The organism is Paraprevotella sp., assembly GCF_986071375.1.
In genome coordinates this window covers 43,270-60,670 of sequence record NZ_CFQRNQ010000007.1, presented here as the reverse complement: position 1 = coordinate 60,670, position 17,401 = coordinate 43,270, and the positions used below count along the sequence as shown (strand labels likewise).

At 47.9% G+C, this 17,401-nt stretch carries 15 protein-coding genes; 8 read left to right on the top strand and 7 right to left on the bottom strand.

Annotation, left to right across the window (positions count from 1 at the left end; translation table 11 throughout):
- Nucleotides 1–9 precede the first annotated feature (9 nt).
- Nucleotides 10–900, top strand: a complete 891-nt coding sequence (locus AC5RDV_RS05435; RefSeq protein ID WP_008629343.1) for a T9SS type A sorting domain-containing protein — start codon at nt 10–12, stop codon at nt 898–900.
- Nucleotides 901–1,009: 109 nt separating this feature from the next.
- Here the strand turns inward: AC5RDV_RS05435 and AC5RDV_RS05430 are convergent, their stop codons facing one another.
- The 5 genes from AC5RDV_RS05430 to dapB form a co-directional block, all read right to left on the bottom strand.
- Complete coding sequence (locus AC5RDV_RS05430) at nt 1,010–4,144, bottom strand: alpha-L-fucosidase (RefSeq protein ID WP_282747735.1); 3,135 nt, start codon at nt 4,142–4,144, stop codon at nt 1,010–1,012.
- Nucleotides 4,145–4,341: 197 nt separating this feature from the next.
- Nucleotides 4,342–5,016, bottom strand: coding sequence for a WbqC family protein (locus AC5RDV_RS05425; RefSeq protein ID WP_040602932.1), 675 nt, complete (start codon nt 5,014–5,016; stop codon nt 4,342–4,344).
- A complete protein-coding gene (gene lepB, locus AC5RDV_RS05420) occupies nt 5,016–5,768 on the bottom strand; it encodes a signal peptidase I (RefSeq protein WP_282747736.1) in 753 nt (250 codons plus the stop codon). Before lepB ends, AC5RDV_RS05425 begins: the two co-directional genes overlap by 1 nt.
- A 10-nt stretch (nt 5,769–5,778) precedes the next feature.
- A complete protein-coding gene (locus AC5RDV_RS05415) occupies nt 5,779–7,227 on the bottom strand; it encodes a S26 family signal peptidase (protein WP_282747737.1) in 1,449 nt (482 codons plus the stop codon).
- 20 nt (nt 7,228–7,247) lie between these two features.
- Entirely contained in the window at nt 7,248–8,003 is a 756-nt protein-coding gene (gene dapB / locus AC5RDV_RS05410; protein ID WP_282747738.1) for a 4-hydroxy-tetrahydrodipicolinate reductase, read from the bottom strand.
- A gap of 102 nt (nt 8,004–8,105) precedes the next feature.
- On the opposite strand from dapB, the gene AC5RDV_RS05405 reads away from it, so the two are divergent.
- From AC5RDV_RS05405 to AC5RDV_RS05375, 7 genes are all read left to right on the top strand, one after another.
- A complete protein-coding gene (locus AC5RDV_RS05405) occupies nt 8,106–9,413 on the top strand; it encodes a DUF2851 family protein (RefSeq protein ID WP_282747739.1) in 1,308 nt (435 codons plus the stop codon).
- A 1-nt stretch (nt 9,414) separates the two neighbouring features.
- The gene (locus AC5RDV_RS05400; RefSeq protein ID WP_282747740.1) at nt 9,415–9,822 is read left to right on the top strand and encodes an acyl-CoA thioesterase; all 408 of its coding nucleotides are present in this window, start codon (nt 9,415–9,417) and stop codon (nt 9,820–9,822) included.
- A 4-nt stretch (nt 9,823–9,826) separates the two neighbouring features.
- A complete protein-coding gene (dprA, locus tag AC5RDV_RS05395; protein ID WP_276787505.1) occupies nt 9,827–10,948 on the top strand; it encodes a DNA-processing protein DprA in 1,122 nt (373 codons plus the stop codon).
- 179 nt (nt 10,949–11,127) lie between these two features.
- Nucleotides 11,128–11,526, top strand: coding sequence for a hypothetical protein (locus AC5RDV_RS05390; RefSeq protein WP_147639903.1), 399 nt, complete (start codon nt 11,128–11,130; stop codon nt 11,524–11,526).
- A 5-nt stretch (nt 11,527–11,531) separates the two neighbouring features.
- Nucleotides 11,532–12,677, top strand: coding sequence for a DUF4934 domain-containing protein (locus AC5RDV_RS05385; RefSeq protein WP_008628099.1), 1,146 nt, complete (start codon nt 11,532–11,534; stop codon nt 12,675–12,677).
- Between the two features lie 73 nt (nt 12,678–12,750).
- Nucleotides 12,751–13,875, top strand: coding sequence for a DUF4934 domain-containing protein (locus tag AC5RDV_RS05380; RefSeq protein ID WP_282747741.1), 1,125 nt, complete (start codon nt 12,751–12,753; stop codon nt 13,873–13,875).
- Between the two features lie 415 nt (nt 13,876–14,290).
- Nucleotides 14,291–14,422, top strand: a complete 132-nt coding sequence (locus tag AC5RDV_RS05375) for a hypothetical protein (protein ID WP_008628092.1) — start codon at nt 14,291–14,293, stop codon at nt 14,420–14,422.
- 178 nt (nt 14,423–14,600) lie between these two features.
- On the opposite strand, the gene AC5RDV_RS05370 is transcribed toward AC5RDV_RS05375, so the two are convergent.
- Both AC5RDV_RS05370 and AC5RDV_RS05365 read right to left on the bottom strand, forming a co-directional pair.
- Nucleotides 14,601–15,359, bottom strand: a complete 759-nt coding sequence (locus AC5RDV_RS05370; RefSeq protein ID WP_008619073.1) for a succinate dehydrogenase/fumarate reductase iron-sulfur subunit — start codon at nt 15,357–15,359, stop codon at nt 14,601–14,603.
- A 37-nt stretch (nt 15,360–15,396) separates the two neighbouring features.
- On the bottom strand, nt 15,397–17,379 hold the full coding sequence (locus tag AC5RDV_RS05365) for a fumarate reductase/succinate dehydrogenase flavoprotein subunit (protein WP_008628089.1): 1,983 nt from the start codon (nt 17,377–17,379) through the stop codon (nt 15,397–15,399).
- Nucleotides 17,380–17,401: the final 22 nt, after the last annotated feature.

The window sequence follows — 17,401 nt, the reverse complement described above, 5'->3', positions numbered from 1 at the left end:
AGAAAGAAAATGAAAAAGATTATCAGTACCTTAATTTTAGGTTTGGCCTGTACCATCGGAGTACAGGCACAGGAGTACAACCTGTTTTATGATGTCGACGCAGACGGTTGGCTTTGGTTTGACTCCCAAGAAAAGATAGACAAGTATGTAGGCCTTTGCAACGAAGCGGACAATAAAATTGACCCGAATGGCAAAATCATTCAAATGGTACCGGCAGACATCGCTCCCGATTATCCTCCCACTTATGCCGACCCGTTCTGGGAAGGTGCCGGAGAAGGCGGTGAAATCGGCGCAGAAGGTTTCCGTACGGGAGCCATCGTCACAGCGGCCTCATCGGCTAGTATGAGTACAAACGGAGGAGGCTTTGCTGTCCTCATGCCCTCTTGCTCCACATACAGCATTTGTCTGTCCCGTGAAGGAAGTACATACGTACGTATGATGGGGTCTAAGGATATCAATACTGTATTCACCAACTATGATGTCATCAGTGCAGCTTATTCCACTGTATTCAAACCACTGTTTCGCGGAGGGATTTTCACTTGGACAGGCATAGAAAACCTGACGAACGGTAACGAAGGAGCCTATTCACTCAAAAGCAACCAACCGATTTATGCTTATTTCCAGTCGTTGACTGCCGACCCTATTTACATCCACGGCATCCGCGTGACCACTCCGACCAACAGCACGGTGGACATCAAGGAAACCGTAGCCCCGAAGTCCCGCATCTTCTTTGAGGGCAACCGCGTGGTGCTGAATGAAACAGCCGACATCAAGGTGTATAACGCCAATGGACTGCTGATGAACGCCGCCCATACCGACCGTATGGATCTGTCTAACATGCCCAAAGGCATCTATATCGTGAAAGCCGGTGACTCTGTCCGCAAATTAGCCGTGCAATAATCCGCAAACTTTCCGGATTCATGAATACAAAAGAAATCTCCGCTAAGCCACATTCACTTAACGGAGATTCCTTTTTTTAACTTTTGAACACCAATAAAATCCTAATCCACTATTTTAAAATTTTACGACCATTCTTTATGTAGATCCCCCGATGAGGTTCCTTACTTAATTTTTGCCCCTTCAAATTGTATAAACGGCCTTCCTCTGAAACAAACCCTGTTTTGGCTGAAGACACGGCATCCCCACCCTGCTTGGGAGAGTAAAGCAGTTGTACTTCTTTCACACGAAACTCTTGCGTCTCACCACCTAAATTCAAACTCGCTTGCCATCCCACATAAATATCTTGAGGTCTGTCAACCATGAATGTAATGGAACGCCAACGTTCATCCTTTTCTCCTACTTTATTAAGAGAATACTTCGCCAAAGAATTGCGTACAAGTTTTTTTGTGGTCATCAGTTCGGTGGCAGCAAACATATAGGCACTGGATGTCAAGCCATAACTTGTTTGAAATTGGACTTTTAGCGTATAGGTTCCAGGTTCCAAGTACAATTTACGATAAATGCGTGCGTCAGCGAGTGAGCCTTCTTGGTTTCTGCTACGGTCTTGCCATACTCCCAACATCAAACAATTATAACCCGGATGATTATCTATACCATTTTTTACCCCCTCAGCCCCATTGGGGATTTTAAAGTTTTCTACTTGCCAATATTTGGGAGTTGCGAAACGCGTAGTTACATTTTCGTCCAAACGGGAAAAATTGGAACGTTCGTAAAGAAACGGCAAGGTCACATCTTTCATATCCACAACCAGGCTTTCATCATAACGAAGCAATTGCAAACGGGTGGCCCTGAATTCTTGTGTACTGCTCCCCATAAGCAAATTAGCCTGAAACCCTAACGTCACATCTTGCTCTTCTTCTATAATAAAAGTAATCCCCCACCAACTTCCGTCATTAGGTGCCGTGTTTAAGCGTGCCCAAGCAATAGACTTAGCCGGTATATCCGCAGTTTGCAGATTTTCAGCATTACCAGGAGTTGCAAACATATAAGCTTCATCCGGTAATTGGTAAGCAGCATTGAAAGTCGCTCCAAAATAGTATGTACCAGGCGTGAAACGTATGGTACGCCGTATGGAAGCCTGGGATAAATCACAATCCGTTGCAGCATTCCGGTCATCCCATACCCCCAACATCAATGCCTCCGTACCACCATAAGCATCAAGCCCCTGCTTGACCCCATCGTTCCCGTTTGGAATATTAAAATCCGTCACCGTCCAATTGGCAGGTTTCCCGAATCTTTTCCCATTTCGTGTATCCGGTGTACGACTGAAACCGGCAGCTTCTTCAAGTTTATCAACAGTCAAATCTTCGCCCGTATAAAGAGGCGCGGCAGCAGGAGTAACATCCTTACCAAGGCAATCCTCAAATGCCTCACGTAATTTCCGCAAGGCTGCGGCTTGCTCACCGGCAGAGCCTTCAAGACATGCTTCAGCTTCTTCTGCGGCATACTTCAAATCAGACAATGCAGTCACATTAGGGCTACCTGTATTGACAGGCTTTATGCTACCATCAGCTCCTTCGGTAAGAATTTTGCAATAATCGACCAACTCAGCGAGTGAAACCGGTTTGTCCGTACCCGGCTCAAAGGTTATGGCAAACACAGGAGCAATATCATTTGTTTTCTTTTCAGGCAATTGCACCGTAAGCCCTTCCATCGTAAGCTTATGCTCCACAACACCGTGACCTAACAGTTCAATGCTTTCAATTTCACCGGAAAAATGTTCGCTTGCGCGCCCTAAATGACGGAATGTGAAAGTCCGCTGCGCAGGCCAACGCATAACGGTGGCAAAAACAGTATCGACATCCTGCTCCGTCTTGGCGTATTTAACGACATAACGCACGTCCTTTGCCGAATAATCGTTGCCTTCATTAAATCCTTGGTTATTAATCGGGCGCGATGCTTCTGCAGAGGGTCCCTCCCCAAATGATTTCCATACACGTGTACCGTATATGGAACGTGAATTCTGATCCATCCAGGCTTTCACGTCGGCAATGAATTTCATCTCCTTGTCATCCAACGTACCATCCCCTTTGATAGGAATGGAAAGCAACAGGTTCCCGTTCTTGCTGACAATATCAACAAGCATGCTTACGACATGCTCGGCAGACTTATATCCAGCATTGTAATCGTTCTCACCATAATGCCAACCACCGATGCAAGTACATGTCTGCCATGGTTTCTCCTGCGGACGGTCTGGAATCCCCCGCTCCACATCCCACATCATAGCCTCCTTATGTATAGGCTCCAAAATCTTTCCGGTCACCACCATTTCAGGATTGGTATTGTAAGCATGGGCAAGGATATTGAGTCCGATGCTCTCATCACACCCATAAAACGGCAACACCGTGTCGTCGAAATAAAGCATGGCCGGATGATAGGCATTCACACATTGCAGCACACGGTTTTGAAATTTCATCTTGTATTCTTCGCTAGGCAAAGACACACCATTGCCCCATGCCCATTGTCCATGTATAGCACCTGCATCTTGCCATCCTGAACTGTGAGGATGACGTTGTGCATAAAGGTCCTGTGGGTCATAACCTTCCCACCATTTTCCCTTACCATCTTCTTTTGTCATATTGCCATCATACGGTTGGGCGATTTCAAACCACGACCAAGCATGGCTACCATGCATAGACACACCTAATGGCATTCCATACTTCTCGCAAGCCTTGGCCCATTCACCTACCACGTCACGTTTAGGACCGATATTCACTGAATTCCATGGTTGATAAGGAGAATCCCAACAGTCGAAATTATCATGATGCTGCCCCATGGCAAAGAAATAACGTGCCCCCATGCCATGATAGAGCCCAATGAGATGTTCGGGATCCCATTTCTCGGCTTTCCATGCGTTACACAAGTCCTTATAACCGAAGTCGGTATTAGGTACACAAGGATCACCGAAATGGCTTACATGCCAATTGTAATTTCCGCTGCCCTTGAAATACATGCCACGGGCATACCAGTCACCTCCCGCAGCCTGACATTGGGGATCCCAATGTGCCCAAATACCAAATTTGACATCCTGATACCATTCAGGACACTCCCACTTTCCCAAATTATCCCAATCAGGAGCGTATTCCCCCGTTGCAACAGGCACATCTTGTGCGTTTACAGAAAAAGAGGCCAAGAAAACAAATCCGGCCAAATTCTTTCTCAGATTCAGGTTTTTGTTTTTCATATCATCCTTACATTTAGGTAATTAATATAATGCAGACAAATAATGTCTACAAAAATAGAAGATTTTCCACAATATAAAGTAGGACTATCTTAACAAGGAATAGCATTTTATAAGCATCCTAATATATGTAAGATTGCTAATATTCCTATTTTAACAGGAATCCCAAAACAATGCAGGACTTTTAATTACCCTTCCCCCTATATAACCGAATCACGTAGCACCAAAACCGCCTCCGGTCCCATATTAAACAAAAGGTCGACCACACTCAGGTTAGGCAAGAAACCATGTTTCTCTCTAAACACCTGATAGTAAGAATTAGACACAAATCCCTTATCCATAGCTGAAGGCACTTTCGGGCTAATCTTCTCCCGAAAATCATCTACGGCATATTCGACATATCCCACAGCCGAATCCACGCTATTCATCCCATTTATGACACCATAAGAAGCCGTAGGTAAGACTTTCGGGTGCAAGTCTATAAGTTCGCAAACCTTGGCACGTATTGCTTCGTTAAAATCAAAAAGGAAGTCCCACTTCTGTGTATAAAACGGGAGGAAGTCGTCGGCATAATACTCAAAGAAAGGGCTGTTGCGGTAAGCCGTCTCCAAAGCATTCCAATGCAAATGCCGCCAATTGCCATGGTCGGAAATACGGATGTCTTTCATAAGGCACTTATCCGTGCCTGGCTTCACCACCGGGACGGTCAATGCCTGCACGCCGGAAGGAGAAGCGATGAGGCAACGGTTACGGTAGGTCTGCTTCACATAATGTTCATGAGCCTCCATCCACACTTCGGGATAGGCATACAGCTTGGCATAGTATTGCACTGGGCCGAAATAAGTCGTAGAAAGTAAACAAACAGTATTCATCATCATGGATTTGGATTCTCCTGAGACACCTTCATCATCGTGCGGTGAGCACGAAACCGGGCATACCAAGGCACTTTGGTATCCCAAGAATAAAGAATACGGCTCAACCTACCGATAATGTATGTATCGGGCACAAAACCGAAAGTTCGTGAATCGGCATGGTTACGCTCATTGGCCGACGACATCCAATAGTAGTCGTGGGTAAAACGGAAGCTTGACACGAAATGCCCTGACACACAAAGCGAATCATGGATAATGGCTGCATGCACCCCTTCGTGTAGATTAATCATACGGCAATACCATTGCATATTATCGGGCGTGAGCGTGACATAAGCATTCTTCCGTGGAAGCTCAACCACCCTGCATGGGCGACCGACACGCGGACAGGCACGATAGACCTTTCCCAACGAATCAATCCACAAGCTATCGCCAGGAACGGCATAACAGAACCCTACAAAAACATCGCGCTCATCTATAAACCGTTCATCATCCTCACCTGCAGAAGGATCGTTGAAAGCCACCCAATCGCCCCTTGGCACGGGTTCAGCCCACCAACGCACATCTCCCCACCAACGCATAGGCGACAGACGCAACCCGTATGCTATACGGTTCATCGCCACACGGTCACCTGCCATGAAGACGGGACGCTCGCCATCCTCAGGTATCTCGATGAGAGACACCCAACACCCTCTGACCAAGACCACCCCGATGGCAGCGGCCAGCAGCACGGCACACAATCGTCCAACCGTCTTCAACCTATGTCGTCTATTTGATATTGTCTACCCAACGGAACAGGCGATTCCACCGCACATGGCCGTCGAACCATCCACGGTCTTTATCCAACGAAAGCCAAATAAGTATCGGCTTGCCCACAATGTGGTCTTCGGGAACAAAACCCCAATAACGCGAATCGGCTGAATTATGGCGGTTATCACCCTGCATCCAATAGTAATCCATCTTGAACGTATAGCTGTCCGCCTGTTTTCCGTTAATGAAAATCTTCCCGTCCTTCACCTCAAGGTTATTGTGTTCGTATACCCTAATAGGACGTTCATACACGGCGATATTGTCCATGGTCAGTTTGACGGACTCACCTTTGGCAGGAATCCACAAGGGACCGTAATTGTCACGCGTCCAACCCGTCCAGGCATTGAGCGGATACAAACCATCAGGCACGGAATTCGCACTGTCGTAGGCAATACTGTCCACAATGTCCGTACAGGTTTTCAGGCGTTCGTAAGCACGACGCGTCAAAGGCATCGTCCCCGTTTCAGACAGCGAGGCCAGATCTTCCTGGCTGATGCCCAATTCACGCACCAACTCGTCCGGAATATCTTGTTTCAGACGTACGAAGTAATCGTACTGCACATTGTCCGGCTCCTTGTTGGGTTTCCCATCCAGATAGACCACATGATCCTTGATTTGAAGTGTCTGTCCGGGCAGTCCCACGCAGCGTTTCACATAATTTTCCCGGCGATCTACCGGCCGCGACATCACTCCTCCGAACATTTGGGATTTCTGGTCGATATACTGACGACCCATAGCATAAAGTTCGGCAAAGAAGTCACGCTGCTGCTGTCGGGTGAGCGAATCCAAAAGCGGATAACCACCATGCAGCTGCATATATTGCTGACCGCCGATACCGTATGCGATGGCATAAAAATCCATGTTCTGGTATTCCGGGTTCACGGTCACCGTATCGCCCGCCGGGTAATTGAACACCACGATATCGTTCAACTGTACCCGTCCGCCCGGAACACGCTCGTAATCCCACTGCGGCCATTCGATATACGACTTGCACCCCACAAGAGGCATTGTGTGCTGCGTAAGCGGCATGGACAAAGGTGTCTGCGGCTTGCGAGGCCCGTAGCTCATCTTGCTCACGAACAGGTAATCTCCCACGAGGAGTGACTTTTCAAGCGACGACGATGGTATCGTATAGTTTTGGAAAAAATAAATATTGACGAAATACACAGCCACCAAAGCGAATACGATGGCATCCACCCAACTCATCACCGTGCGCGTCACAGGATTTTCTGCTTCTTTCCACCATGTCCAAGGGATGAGTTTTGTAATATAAGCGTCGTAGATGAACGGCACAACCAACAATCCCCACCAACTCTTGATCCATACAAGAAAAGCCAAATAGAGGGCCATTACGACGCCCATCTTTATCCATTGTGCCCGTGTGGGCTTCTGCCTGAGTTTCTTCATGTCTTTCTTTCAAATGTCGTTTAAAATTGGAATAAATCATCCATCGTAAGCAACCCCTCATGTGTGGCCGTATATTCGGCAGCCAGTACGGCACCCAACGCAAACCCTTTCCGGTTGTGTGCGTCATGGGTAATCGTAATACTGTCTGCCTCGCTGTCATACACCACGGAATGAATGCCCGGAACCTCGCCACGACGCACGCTGTCGATACGCAATTCTTTTGTCGCACACGCCTCCGTACCGCTCACGGTTCCGTCCGGTGCCGTAAACGTACCCTTCACCCATTTGTCTTTACGGCCGATAGCATGGATAAGGTCTTCGGCCAACGTAATGGCCGTCCCGCTCGGTGCATCCAACTTATGCACATGGTGCACTTCCTCCATCTTCACATCGTAAGCCGGGAAAGCGGACATGATGCGTGCCAGATAACGGTTCACCGCCCCGAAGATGGCCACACCGAGGCTGAAGTTGCTGCTCCAGAAAAGCGTATGCCCCTCTTCGCGACACAAGCGGCGTACTTCTTCACCGTGTTCGGGTATCCATCCCGTACTGCCCGACACCACTTTCACCCCGGCGGCAAAAGCCTGAAGATAATTGTCGTATGCCGTTTGCGGTGTGGTAAACTCAATAGCCACGTCCGCGCTCCGGAAAGCTTCCGAAGCGAAATCTTCGCGGTTGTCGATGTCGATGATACTCACTATTTCATGGCCACGCTCCAAAGCGATCTGCTCTATCATGTGACCCATCTTGCCATAGCCGATTAATGCGATTTTCATATTTTTCAAGTAATATGCTGATATTTTCTCTCGCAAAGATAGGGATTTGACTTGAATTTCATTACTTTTGTTAGTAAAAATAAACTTTTCAGCCCTTGCACCATGGAAAAGCTGCTGCACTACATCTGGAAATACAAACTCTTTCCGCTCAAACCGTTGCAAACCACAGACGGCCTGACGGTGGAGGTCATCGACCCGGGAACACTCAACCGAGACGCAGGTCCTGACTTTTTCAACGCCAAAATCAAACTGGACGGTACGACATGGGTGGGCAACATCGAGATTCACGGACGGGCCGCCGACTGGTACGCCCACGGGCATCACGAAGACACCCACTACAACAACGTCATCCTGCATGTGACGGAAACAGCCGACCGCCCCGTCGTCACACAAGACGGGAAGACGCTTCCGCAACTCATCGTGGAAGTGCCCGGCTATCTGCGCGAAAACTACGAAGAATTATGCCGGACAACGGATTATCCGCGATGCCATCGCATCATTCCCCAAATCGACCCGTTCACGGTGCACAGTTGGATGAACGCCCTGCTTTACGAACGGTTGGAACAACGTGCACAAACCGTAGCCGCCCGTGTGGAAAAGCTGCAAGGCGATTGGGAACGGGCTTACTTCATCACCTTGTCCCGTAATTTCGGTTTCGGCATCAACGGGGATGCTTTCGAAGCGTGGGCACAGCATATCCCGTTGCAAGCCGTGGCACACCACCGCGACAACCTGTTCCAGATAGAAGCCATATTCATGGGACAGGCCGGACTGTTGGACTTCGATACCATTCCGAAGAAATACCGCGATGAAGCCATCGACGATGATTATTATCCCCGGTTGAAACGGGAATATGACTATCTGGCACATAAGTTTGCCCTTACGCCCATGGACGCGGCAGCCTGGAAATTCCTTCGCCTGAGACCGCAAAACTTTCCCCATGTGCGCATCGCGCAGCTCACCCAACTGTATTATAACCAAACGGCCGGATTTTCCCGGTTATTGGAAGCCCGGACATTGGAGGAACTGCACGACATGCTCTCCACACACGCCACCCCCTATTGGGAGTCGCACTATATTTTCGGATGTCCAAGCCACAAAAATACCAAGGCCCTGACGGTTGGCTCATTGAACCTTATCACCATCAACACCGTCGTCCCACTGCTGTATGCCTACGGACAAACCCATGGTAATGACAAATATTGCGAACGGGCCTTGCAATTCTTAGAACCGATCAAGGCGGAAAACAACTATATCACACGCCAATGGGCCGAATGCGGCATCAAAGTGGACAGCGCGTCGGATTCGCAAGCGCTCATCCAACTGAAAAAAGAGTATTGCGACCGGAAATACTGCCTGCATTGCCGCTTCGGCTACGAATCCCTGAAACGAAAAAACACTTCTGAATAAAATGAAAACGGATTATATCTTTGAACTGGAGATGAAGGTACGCGACTATGAATGCGACCTGCAAGGCATCGTAAACAATGCCAACTACCAACATTATATCGAACACACCCGGCACGAGTTCCTGCTCGCACAAGGCATCAGTTTTGCCGACTTGCACGCACAGGGCATAGACGCAGTGGTGGCACGGCTGAACATGGCCTTCAAAACACCCCTGAAAAGCGGAGACCGTTTCGTCAGCAAACTGCGCCTAGAGAAAGAAGGTATCAAATATGTATTCTATCAGGACATTTTCCGCCTGCCGGACATGAAATGTTGCCTGAAGAGCCAGGTAGATACCGTATGCCTGATAGAAGGCCGTTTGGGAACTTGCCGCGAACTGGACGACATCGTGCCGAAACCGGAAGATTAAGCTTATGACCGAACAGGAAACCATCTATACCATGGCACTGACGCGTACCCCACGCGTCAATACAGCCACCCAACACCGTCTGATGGAGGAGTTGGGCAGCGCAACGGCCGTATTCGACCACTGCCGCCATATCCGTGATTTTTATCCCGACGCTTCAGACAAACTGGCTGCCGCACTACAAGAAATGGAAGCCCAAGTGCCCCGTGCGGAAGAAGAACTGGAATTCAGCCAGAAACACCATATCAAATGTTTGTGCTACCACGATACAGATTATCCCTCACGCCTTCGGGAATGCGACGACGCTCCTTTGCTCCTTTATTATAAAGGCAATGCAGACCTGAACCGGACACATGTCATCAACATGGTGGGTACGCGCCACTGCACGGAATACGGGAAAGACATTTGCCGCCGCTTCGTGGACGAATTGGCTACCCTTTGTCCTGACGTGTTGGTGGTAAGCGGGTTGGCCTACGGGATAGACATCCACAGCCATCGTGCGGCATTGGACAACGGACTGGATACCGTAGGCGTACTGGCACACGGATTGGACCAGATATATCCCCGCCTGCACCGCGACACAGCCATACAAATGACGTCGCAAGGCGGACTGCTCACGGAATTCATGAGCCGTACGAACGCCGACAAGGTAAACTTCGTACGCCGGAACCGCATCGTGGCAGGCATGGCGGATGCCACCATCGTGGTGGAATCGGCCGAAAAGGGCGGCGCATTGATTACGGCAGACATCGCCACGAGCTACCACCGCGATGTGTTCGCCTTTCCAGGCCGCGTGAGCGACCCTTACTCACAAGGCTGCAACCGCCTGATACGGGACAGCAAAGCTGCCCTGCTGCAAAACGCGCAAGATTTCGTGGAAGCCATGGGATGGCAATCTCGTTCATCGGAAAAGCAAAAAGCCGACGGCATACAAGGCGAACTATTCCCCGACTTGTGCGAAGAGGAACAGCGTATTGTGGACTGCCTGCGCCAGTCGGAATGCCTGCAAATCAACGCACTGGCCGTGGCGACCAACCTTCCGGTACATAAACTCAGTGCGTTTCTCTTCAATCTGGAAATGAAAGGCGTGGTCAGACTTTTAAGTGGAGGAATGTACCGGTTGGCATGAAGAAGGAATCAAGAATATACATCTTGTTACATTCTCTTTTTCATCCGCAACACACTCATCAAAATGATACAAATTCAAACGAACCTGCAACATGGGAGAAAATGCCTTTTAAGAATTTGGTATATTTTTGCAACGGGGTTGGATGTTCCAATCTCATAATCATTAAATACACGAAAAAGATGAAGACATTAACAAAAGGTATTTTGGGAGTTGCTATTACCGCAGCATGCGCGTATTGTGGGTATACCACCTATGATTCTTACATTTACCAACAAGAAAACGCCTTGTTGCTCGCCAACGTGGAAGCGTTGGGACAGAATGAATCAGGACCATTAGGACCATCAGAATGCCCCGGCCCTGAAATTTATTCCATATCTGGTGTAATCGATGCACAACTGAGTTCTAAAACACATAAAAACGACTCAACAGATGTAGTCACAGTATATGCATGTAAGAAATGTGTTGCAACAGGAAGCGGAAGCTTACAAGGCACCAACAATTTGTATTTTGATTTTAGATATGAAAATGAAAGAGAGGAACCGTGTGACGGTAAACATTATAATTTGCCATCATTTTAATAAAGATGAAAATGAATTTAAGCAAAATATTGGCAACCATTATCATGGGACTTATATATGCTTCATGCACACCATCTGAGCATTTAAACAATATAAAAGTCGAACTTTTTGATAGTGGACATTCACTTACATTCTCTTCTTTTTTGGAGGGATATAAAATTATATCGCTATCTTCTGATACCTCTGAAGCCATTGTACACTACCCAGACAGGTTATTGTTCTTCGACAATAGAATTTTCGTCATGGATAGAGGAGGAAATAAAATCATCATGTATGATAGGAATGGGAAATTCCTCAAATCCACAGCAAAAATGGAGGGACGAGGACACAATGAATATATTCGGGTAATTGATGCCTCTATAGATGAAAAAGACAAAAAACTCTACGTACATTGTGACGCACCTTACCAAATGATGATATTCGACCTCGACCTCAATTTGGAAAAAATAATTCCTATGGATTATTATATGGGAGAAATAGCCATAGAAGGGAATCAACTTTATGGAATTTGTTACAATGAACCGAAAGATGGAGGCGGCTATAGATTTGTTACAGTAGACAAAAAGGACTTAAAAAAAGAACCCACAACACTCTTATCGTTTGAAAATGCAATAATAGGAAGATGGACATTGGGAAAATCCCTCATGCCTTGCCATGACGGAGTCTATGTTTGCCTACCATTCGATACTCGAATCTACAAATTCAAAGATGCAACTGTCACGGAAGAATATAACATGGATTTCGGAGAGAAGGGCCTCATTGAACATCCCGTGACCAAAGATATGAACCCAAGATGGTTTGATAAAAACTATCGCGACATCAATTGGTCTATTGTGAACATGACCGAATCTGATTCCATATTATTATTCAATACCAATAAAGCACACGCATTCATCATGAACAAGAACCAATACAAATGTAGTGGGTACTTGAATTTCGACAATGATATATTCCCTATCGCATGTGCAAGAATAATTCCATCACAAGGGCTGTCAAATGGAGTGGTTTACTTCACAATACCTAGTTCCATAGAAAACATGTTGGAACAAGTCAAGAAAGGCAATGAGCCATTGACACCTGCCATAAAAGAAATTAAGCAAAAGTTCGACCCTGACGGCAATCCTATGCTCATTGTTTGGGATATCAAATAATAAATCTCCGGCAGAAGTACTCCCTGCCGGAGATTTTCTCCTTAAAAACATGTCAAACCCAAAGAACAATCAAATGAAACACAATATTTTTTTATACACCGCCCTTCTGGCCTGCCTTTCATGCAGCACGAAACAAAAAGTGACGGTAGAATACAAGGACTACCGCCCCCTCAACATGTCGTCGTTCATCACCCTCCAAAAGAACATCCTGCTGGACACTCCGACAGAGGAAAAGCGTACCATAGAAGACTTTCTCCATATCGGACGGCTGCTTTTCGCCCAAGACAAACTGTACGTAATGGATGACAGGGGAAACAAAATCCTGATGTTCGACGATGAGGGAAAGTTCCTCAAATCCATAGGCGGTGCAGCAGGAGAAGTTTCCGGAAACCGCCTCAAAATACAGGATGCCGCCCTTGACGCACAATCACAAAAGCTCTATGCCTATTGCAGCACAACTTGCCAAATCATGGTGTTCGATCTCGACCTGAATGTGGAAAAGACCATCCCAATGGTTACTCCTTTTCTCGAAATCGGGTTGGACGGAAACTGCCTGTATGCCATCCGGACATCCCTGAAAAGAGACGGCTGCGAGCTTGTGGCGTTCGACAAGAACAGGTTGGAGGACGCGCCTTCCGTCTTGTGGAAACAAGCAGGTATCCCTTCCGGGAAACAAACTCCCGGAGAAACATCCATCCTGCCCGGAAAATCGCTTTCCCCTTCCAAGAACGGCACCTATGCAAGCTTGCCGCAAAGCAACCGGATTTGCCAAATACAGAACGGGAAAATCACGGCAACCTACAACTTGGATTTTGGCGGGCAAGCCCCTCAATCCGCTTCCTATAACATCTACAACATCTGTGCCTCGGACTCCTTCCTGATTTTCAACACGGACAGCTCTAAGTCATGGTTCATCCTGAACCGAAAGACCGGAAAATGCATCGTAGATGAAAACCTGCGCAACGACGTGTGCCTTGGGCAGAATTCCCGGATCATCCCCGTGCAAGGGAAGGACAACGGGTTGGCATACGACATGCCGGCCGTAGTCGTGTCACAAACGCTGCAGCACCTCAAAAAGCACAAGGAGGAATTCGAGCAATTCGACCAAATGAAATTATATCGTCCTTACCTGCCTTTCCTCGAAAAGGACATCGCTCCACAGGACAACCCGATGCTATATCTTTGGGAAATCAGGTAAACCGATATAAACTAACTTTCTGACCATTGGCATAAAGATACTCCACTTTTTTCTATTTCACCTTCAAAGGGTGTCAGACTTACAACCACAAAAAGCCATATATTTACTTTCAAAAAGACAACATCACAAAACCAGAATGATAAATACATGAACATTTCGCTATAAAAACATAAAATAAGGCCACAAAACGGTAAATCAGCGACAGGCCAACACTGCGATATTTGCAAACAGACGTACTTCCGCCCGCAAATTCCGCAAGGATTTCAAGGTTCCGTCCGAGTTCCGCAAAGCTGTCAGACAGAAAGTATGTTAAAAACATAAGCCATTTCGCAATACATATCCAAACGTAGTATTAAGCCGTTTTTGGGAACGAACAAAGCAATACCGTACCTTTGGAAAGAAATATAAAAAGGCGATGGAGCAAAGTATCTGGCAAGAGATAGGACAGCTATACCATTTCATGGCATCCCAATTAAAGAAATCGCTTTCTTTGGAGATTGAGAAGTTCAATGCTTCACAGAAGAAAGGTTTTGGCTTTCTTTTCTAAAATATATCAGGAGCAGCTTTTGTTTCTTCGGCAACGCCCCAAAACGCCCCCTCCAAGGGATTTCCCAAAAACACATTCCAGACGACCATAGACCAAAATAAAACGCGTCCACCCTGAACGGGGGACGCGTTTTATTTTCCATGCAAACGTGCTTAGGAAAAGCCTAAGCGCTCGCCTTTTAGTCGTTCAACTTTGCCTTGATGAACTCACGGTTCAGACGGGCGATATTGGCGATACTTTCACACTTCGGACATACGGCCTCACAAGCGCGGGTGTTCGTACAGTTACCGAATCCAAGTTCGTCCATCTTGGCAATCATGGCCTTGGCACGACGAGCAGCTTCAGGACGGCCCTGCGGCAACAAAGCCAACTGGCTCACCTTGGAAGAGACGAACAACATGGCAGAACCGTTCTTGCAAGCTGCCACGCAGGCACCGCAACCGATACAGCTAGCGCAATCCATGGCTTCGTCGGCATTCTGCTTCGGAATCAAAATGGCATTGGCATCCTGAGGCTGTCCCGTACGCACGGTCACATAACCGCCGGCTTGCATGATTTTATCGAAAGCCGTACGGTCTACCATGCAGTCTTTGATAACCGGGAAACCGGCGGAACGCCACGGCTCCACGGTAATCGTATCACCGTCCTTGAATTTACGCATATAAAGCTGGCATGTAGTGGCACCGCGTTCGGTCTTGCCGTGGGGCGTACCGTTGATATACAAAGAACACATACCGCAGATGCCTTCCCGGCAATCGTGGTCGAATACGAACGGCTCTTTGCCTTCTTCTACCAGTTGTTCATTCAAAATGTCCAACATCTCCAGGAATGAGGTATCGCCCGGTATGTCTTTCATCTCACGCTCGTCAAAATGGCCCTTGTCTTTCGGTCCGTTCTGGCGCCAATATCTAAGCTTAAATGATATATTTTTCTCCATTGTTGTTTTTCTTTATAATCGTTGAACAAACCGTTTATTAGCTCTTGTAGTTACGTGTCTGAACCTTGATGGCTTCGTAAACGAGAGGTTCCTTGTACAATACGGGAGCCACGTCGTCGGAGCCTTGGTACTCCCAACAAGACACGTAGAAGTAGTTCTCGTCGTCACGCTTGGCTTCGCCTTCTTCCGTCTGGTATTCTTCGCGGAAATGACCGCCGCAAGACTCGTTACGGTTCAGGGCATCGTAAGCGATGAGTTCGCCCATAGTGATGAAATCGTTCAGGCGCAAAGCCTTCTCCAATTCGATGTTCACGCCTTCCGTAGAACCCGGGATGAACAAGTTAGTCTCGAACTCCTGACGAATCTCCTTCAACAGTTTCAACGCTGTCTTCAGACCTTCTTCCGTACGGCCCATGCCGACATATTCCCACATGATATGACCCAGTTTCTTGTGGATGGAATCCACTGATTCCTTACCCTTGATGCCCATCAAATGGTCGATGCGCGCCTGAACGGCTTTCTCTGCCTCTGCGAATTCAGGCAGCTCGGTAGAGAAACGCGGAACGGTAATCTGGTCGGCCAGATAGTTCTGGATGGTGTAAGGCAGGACGAAGTAACCGTCGGCCAAGCCTTGCATCAAAGCGGAAGCACCCAAACGGTTGGCACCGTGGTCGGAGAAGTTACATTCACCGATGGCGAACAAGCCCTTGATGGAAGTCTGAAGCTCGTAATCTACCCAGATACCGCCCATCGTGTAGTGGATAGCCGGATAAATCATCATCGGGTTATAGTATTTCACGCCATTGATTTCGTTGGCCAACTTGCCAGGATTCACGTCGGTGATTTCTTCGTACATGTCGAAGAGGTTGCCGTAACGCTGGAGCACCACGTCGATACCCAAACGCTCGATACTCTCAGAGAAGTCGAGGAATACGGCCAAACCGGTATTGTTCACACCAAACCCCTTGTCACAACGCTCCTTGGCTGCACGTGAAGCCACGTCGCGAGGTACCAAGTTTCCGAAAGCAGGATAACGGCGTTCCAGATAATAGTCACGGTCTTCCTCCGGAATATCGCTGCCCTTTTTGGTTCCGGCCTGCAATGCCTTGGCATCTTCCAACTTCTTCGGCACCCAGATACGGCCGTCGTTACGCAGAGACTCTGACATCAAAGTCAGTTTGGACTGCTTGTCGCCGTGGACGGGAATACATGTCGGATGGATTTGTACGTAAGCGGGGTTTGCGAAATAAGCTCCCTTGCGGTAACACTGCATGGCAGCCGAACAGTTGCAGCCCATGGCGTTGGTAGAAAGGAAATACGTATTACCGTAACCTCCGGTAGCGATAACTACGGCATGGGCGGCAAAACGCTCCAATTTACCGGTCACCAGGTTGCGGGCGATAATACCGCGTGCACGGCCGTCCACCATCACCAAATCCATCATCTCGTAACGGGTGAACAATTTCACCGTACCGGCGTTCACCTGACAGCTCAAAGCCGAATAAGCACCAAGCAACAACTGCTGTCCGGTCTGTCCTTTGGCGTAGAACGTACGGGATACCTGTGCGCCACCGAACGAACGGTTGGCCAACATGCCTCCGTATTCGCGGGCAAAAGGAACACCTTGTGCCACACACTGGTCGATGATGTTGTTGGAAACCTCGGCCAAGCGGTACACATTGGCTTCACGGGCACGGTAGTCGCCACCCTTCACCGTATCGTAGAACAAACGGTAAACGGAGTCACCGTCGTTCTGGTAATTCTTGGCCGCATTGATACCTCCCTGTGCGGCGATGGAGTGTGCGCGGCGCGGAGAATCCTGAATACAGAAATTAAATACTTTGAATCCCATCTCGCCGAGAGAAGCTGCGGCAGAGGCACCGGCCAGACCGGTACCGACCACGATGATGTCCAAACGGCGCTTGTTGGCCGGATTCACCAATTTCTGATGTGCCTTATAATTGGTCCATTTCTCAGCTACCGGTCCTTCCGGAATCTTGGAATCGATTATCTTTGTCATAGTTCGTTTCAATTTAATGATT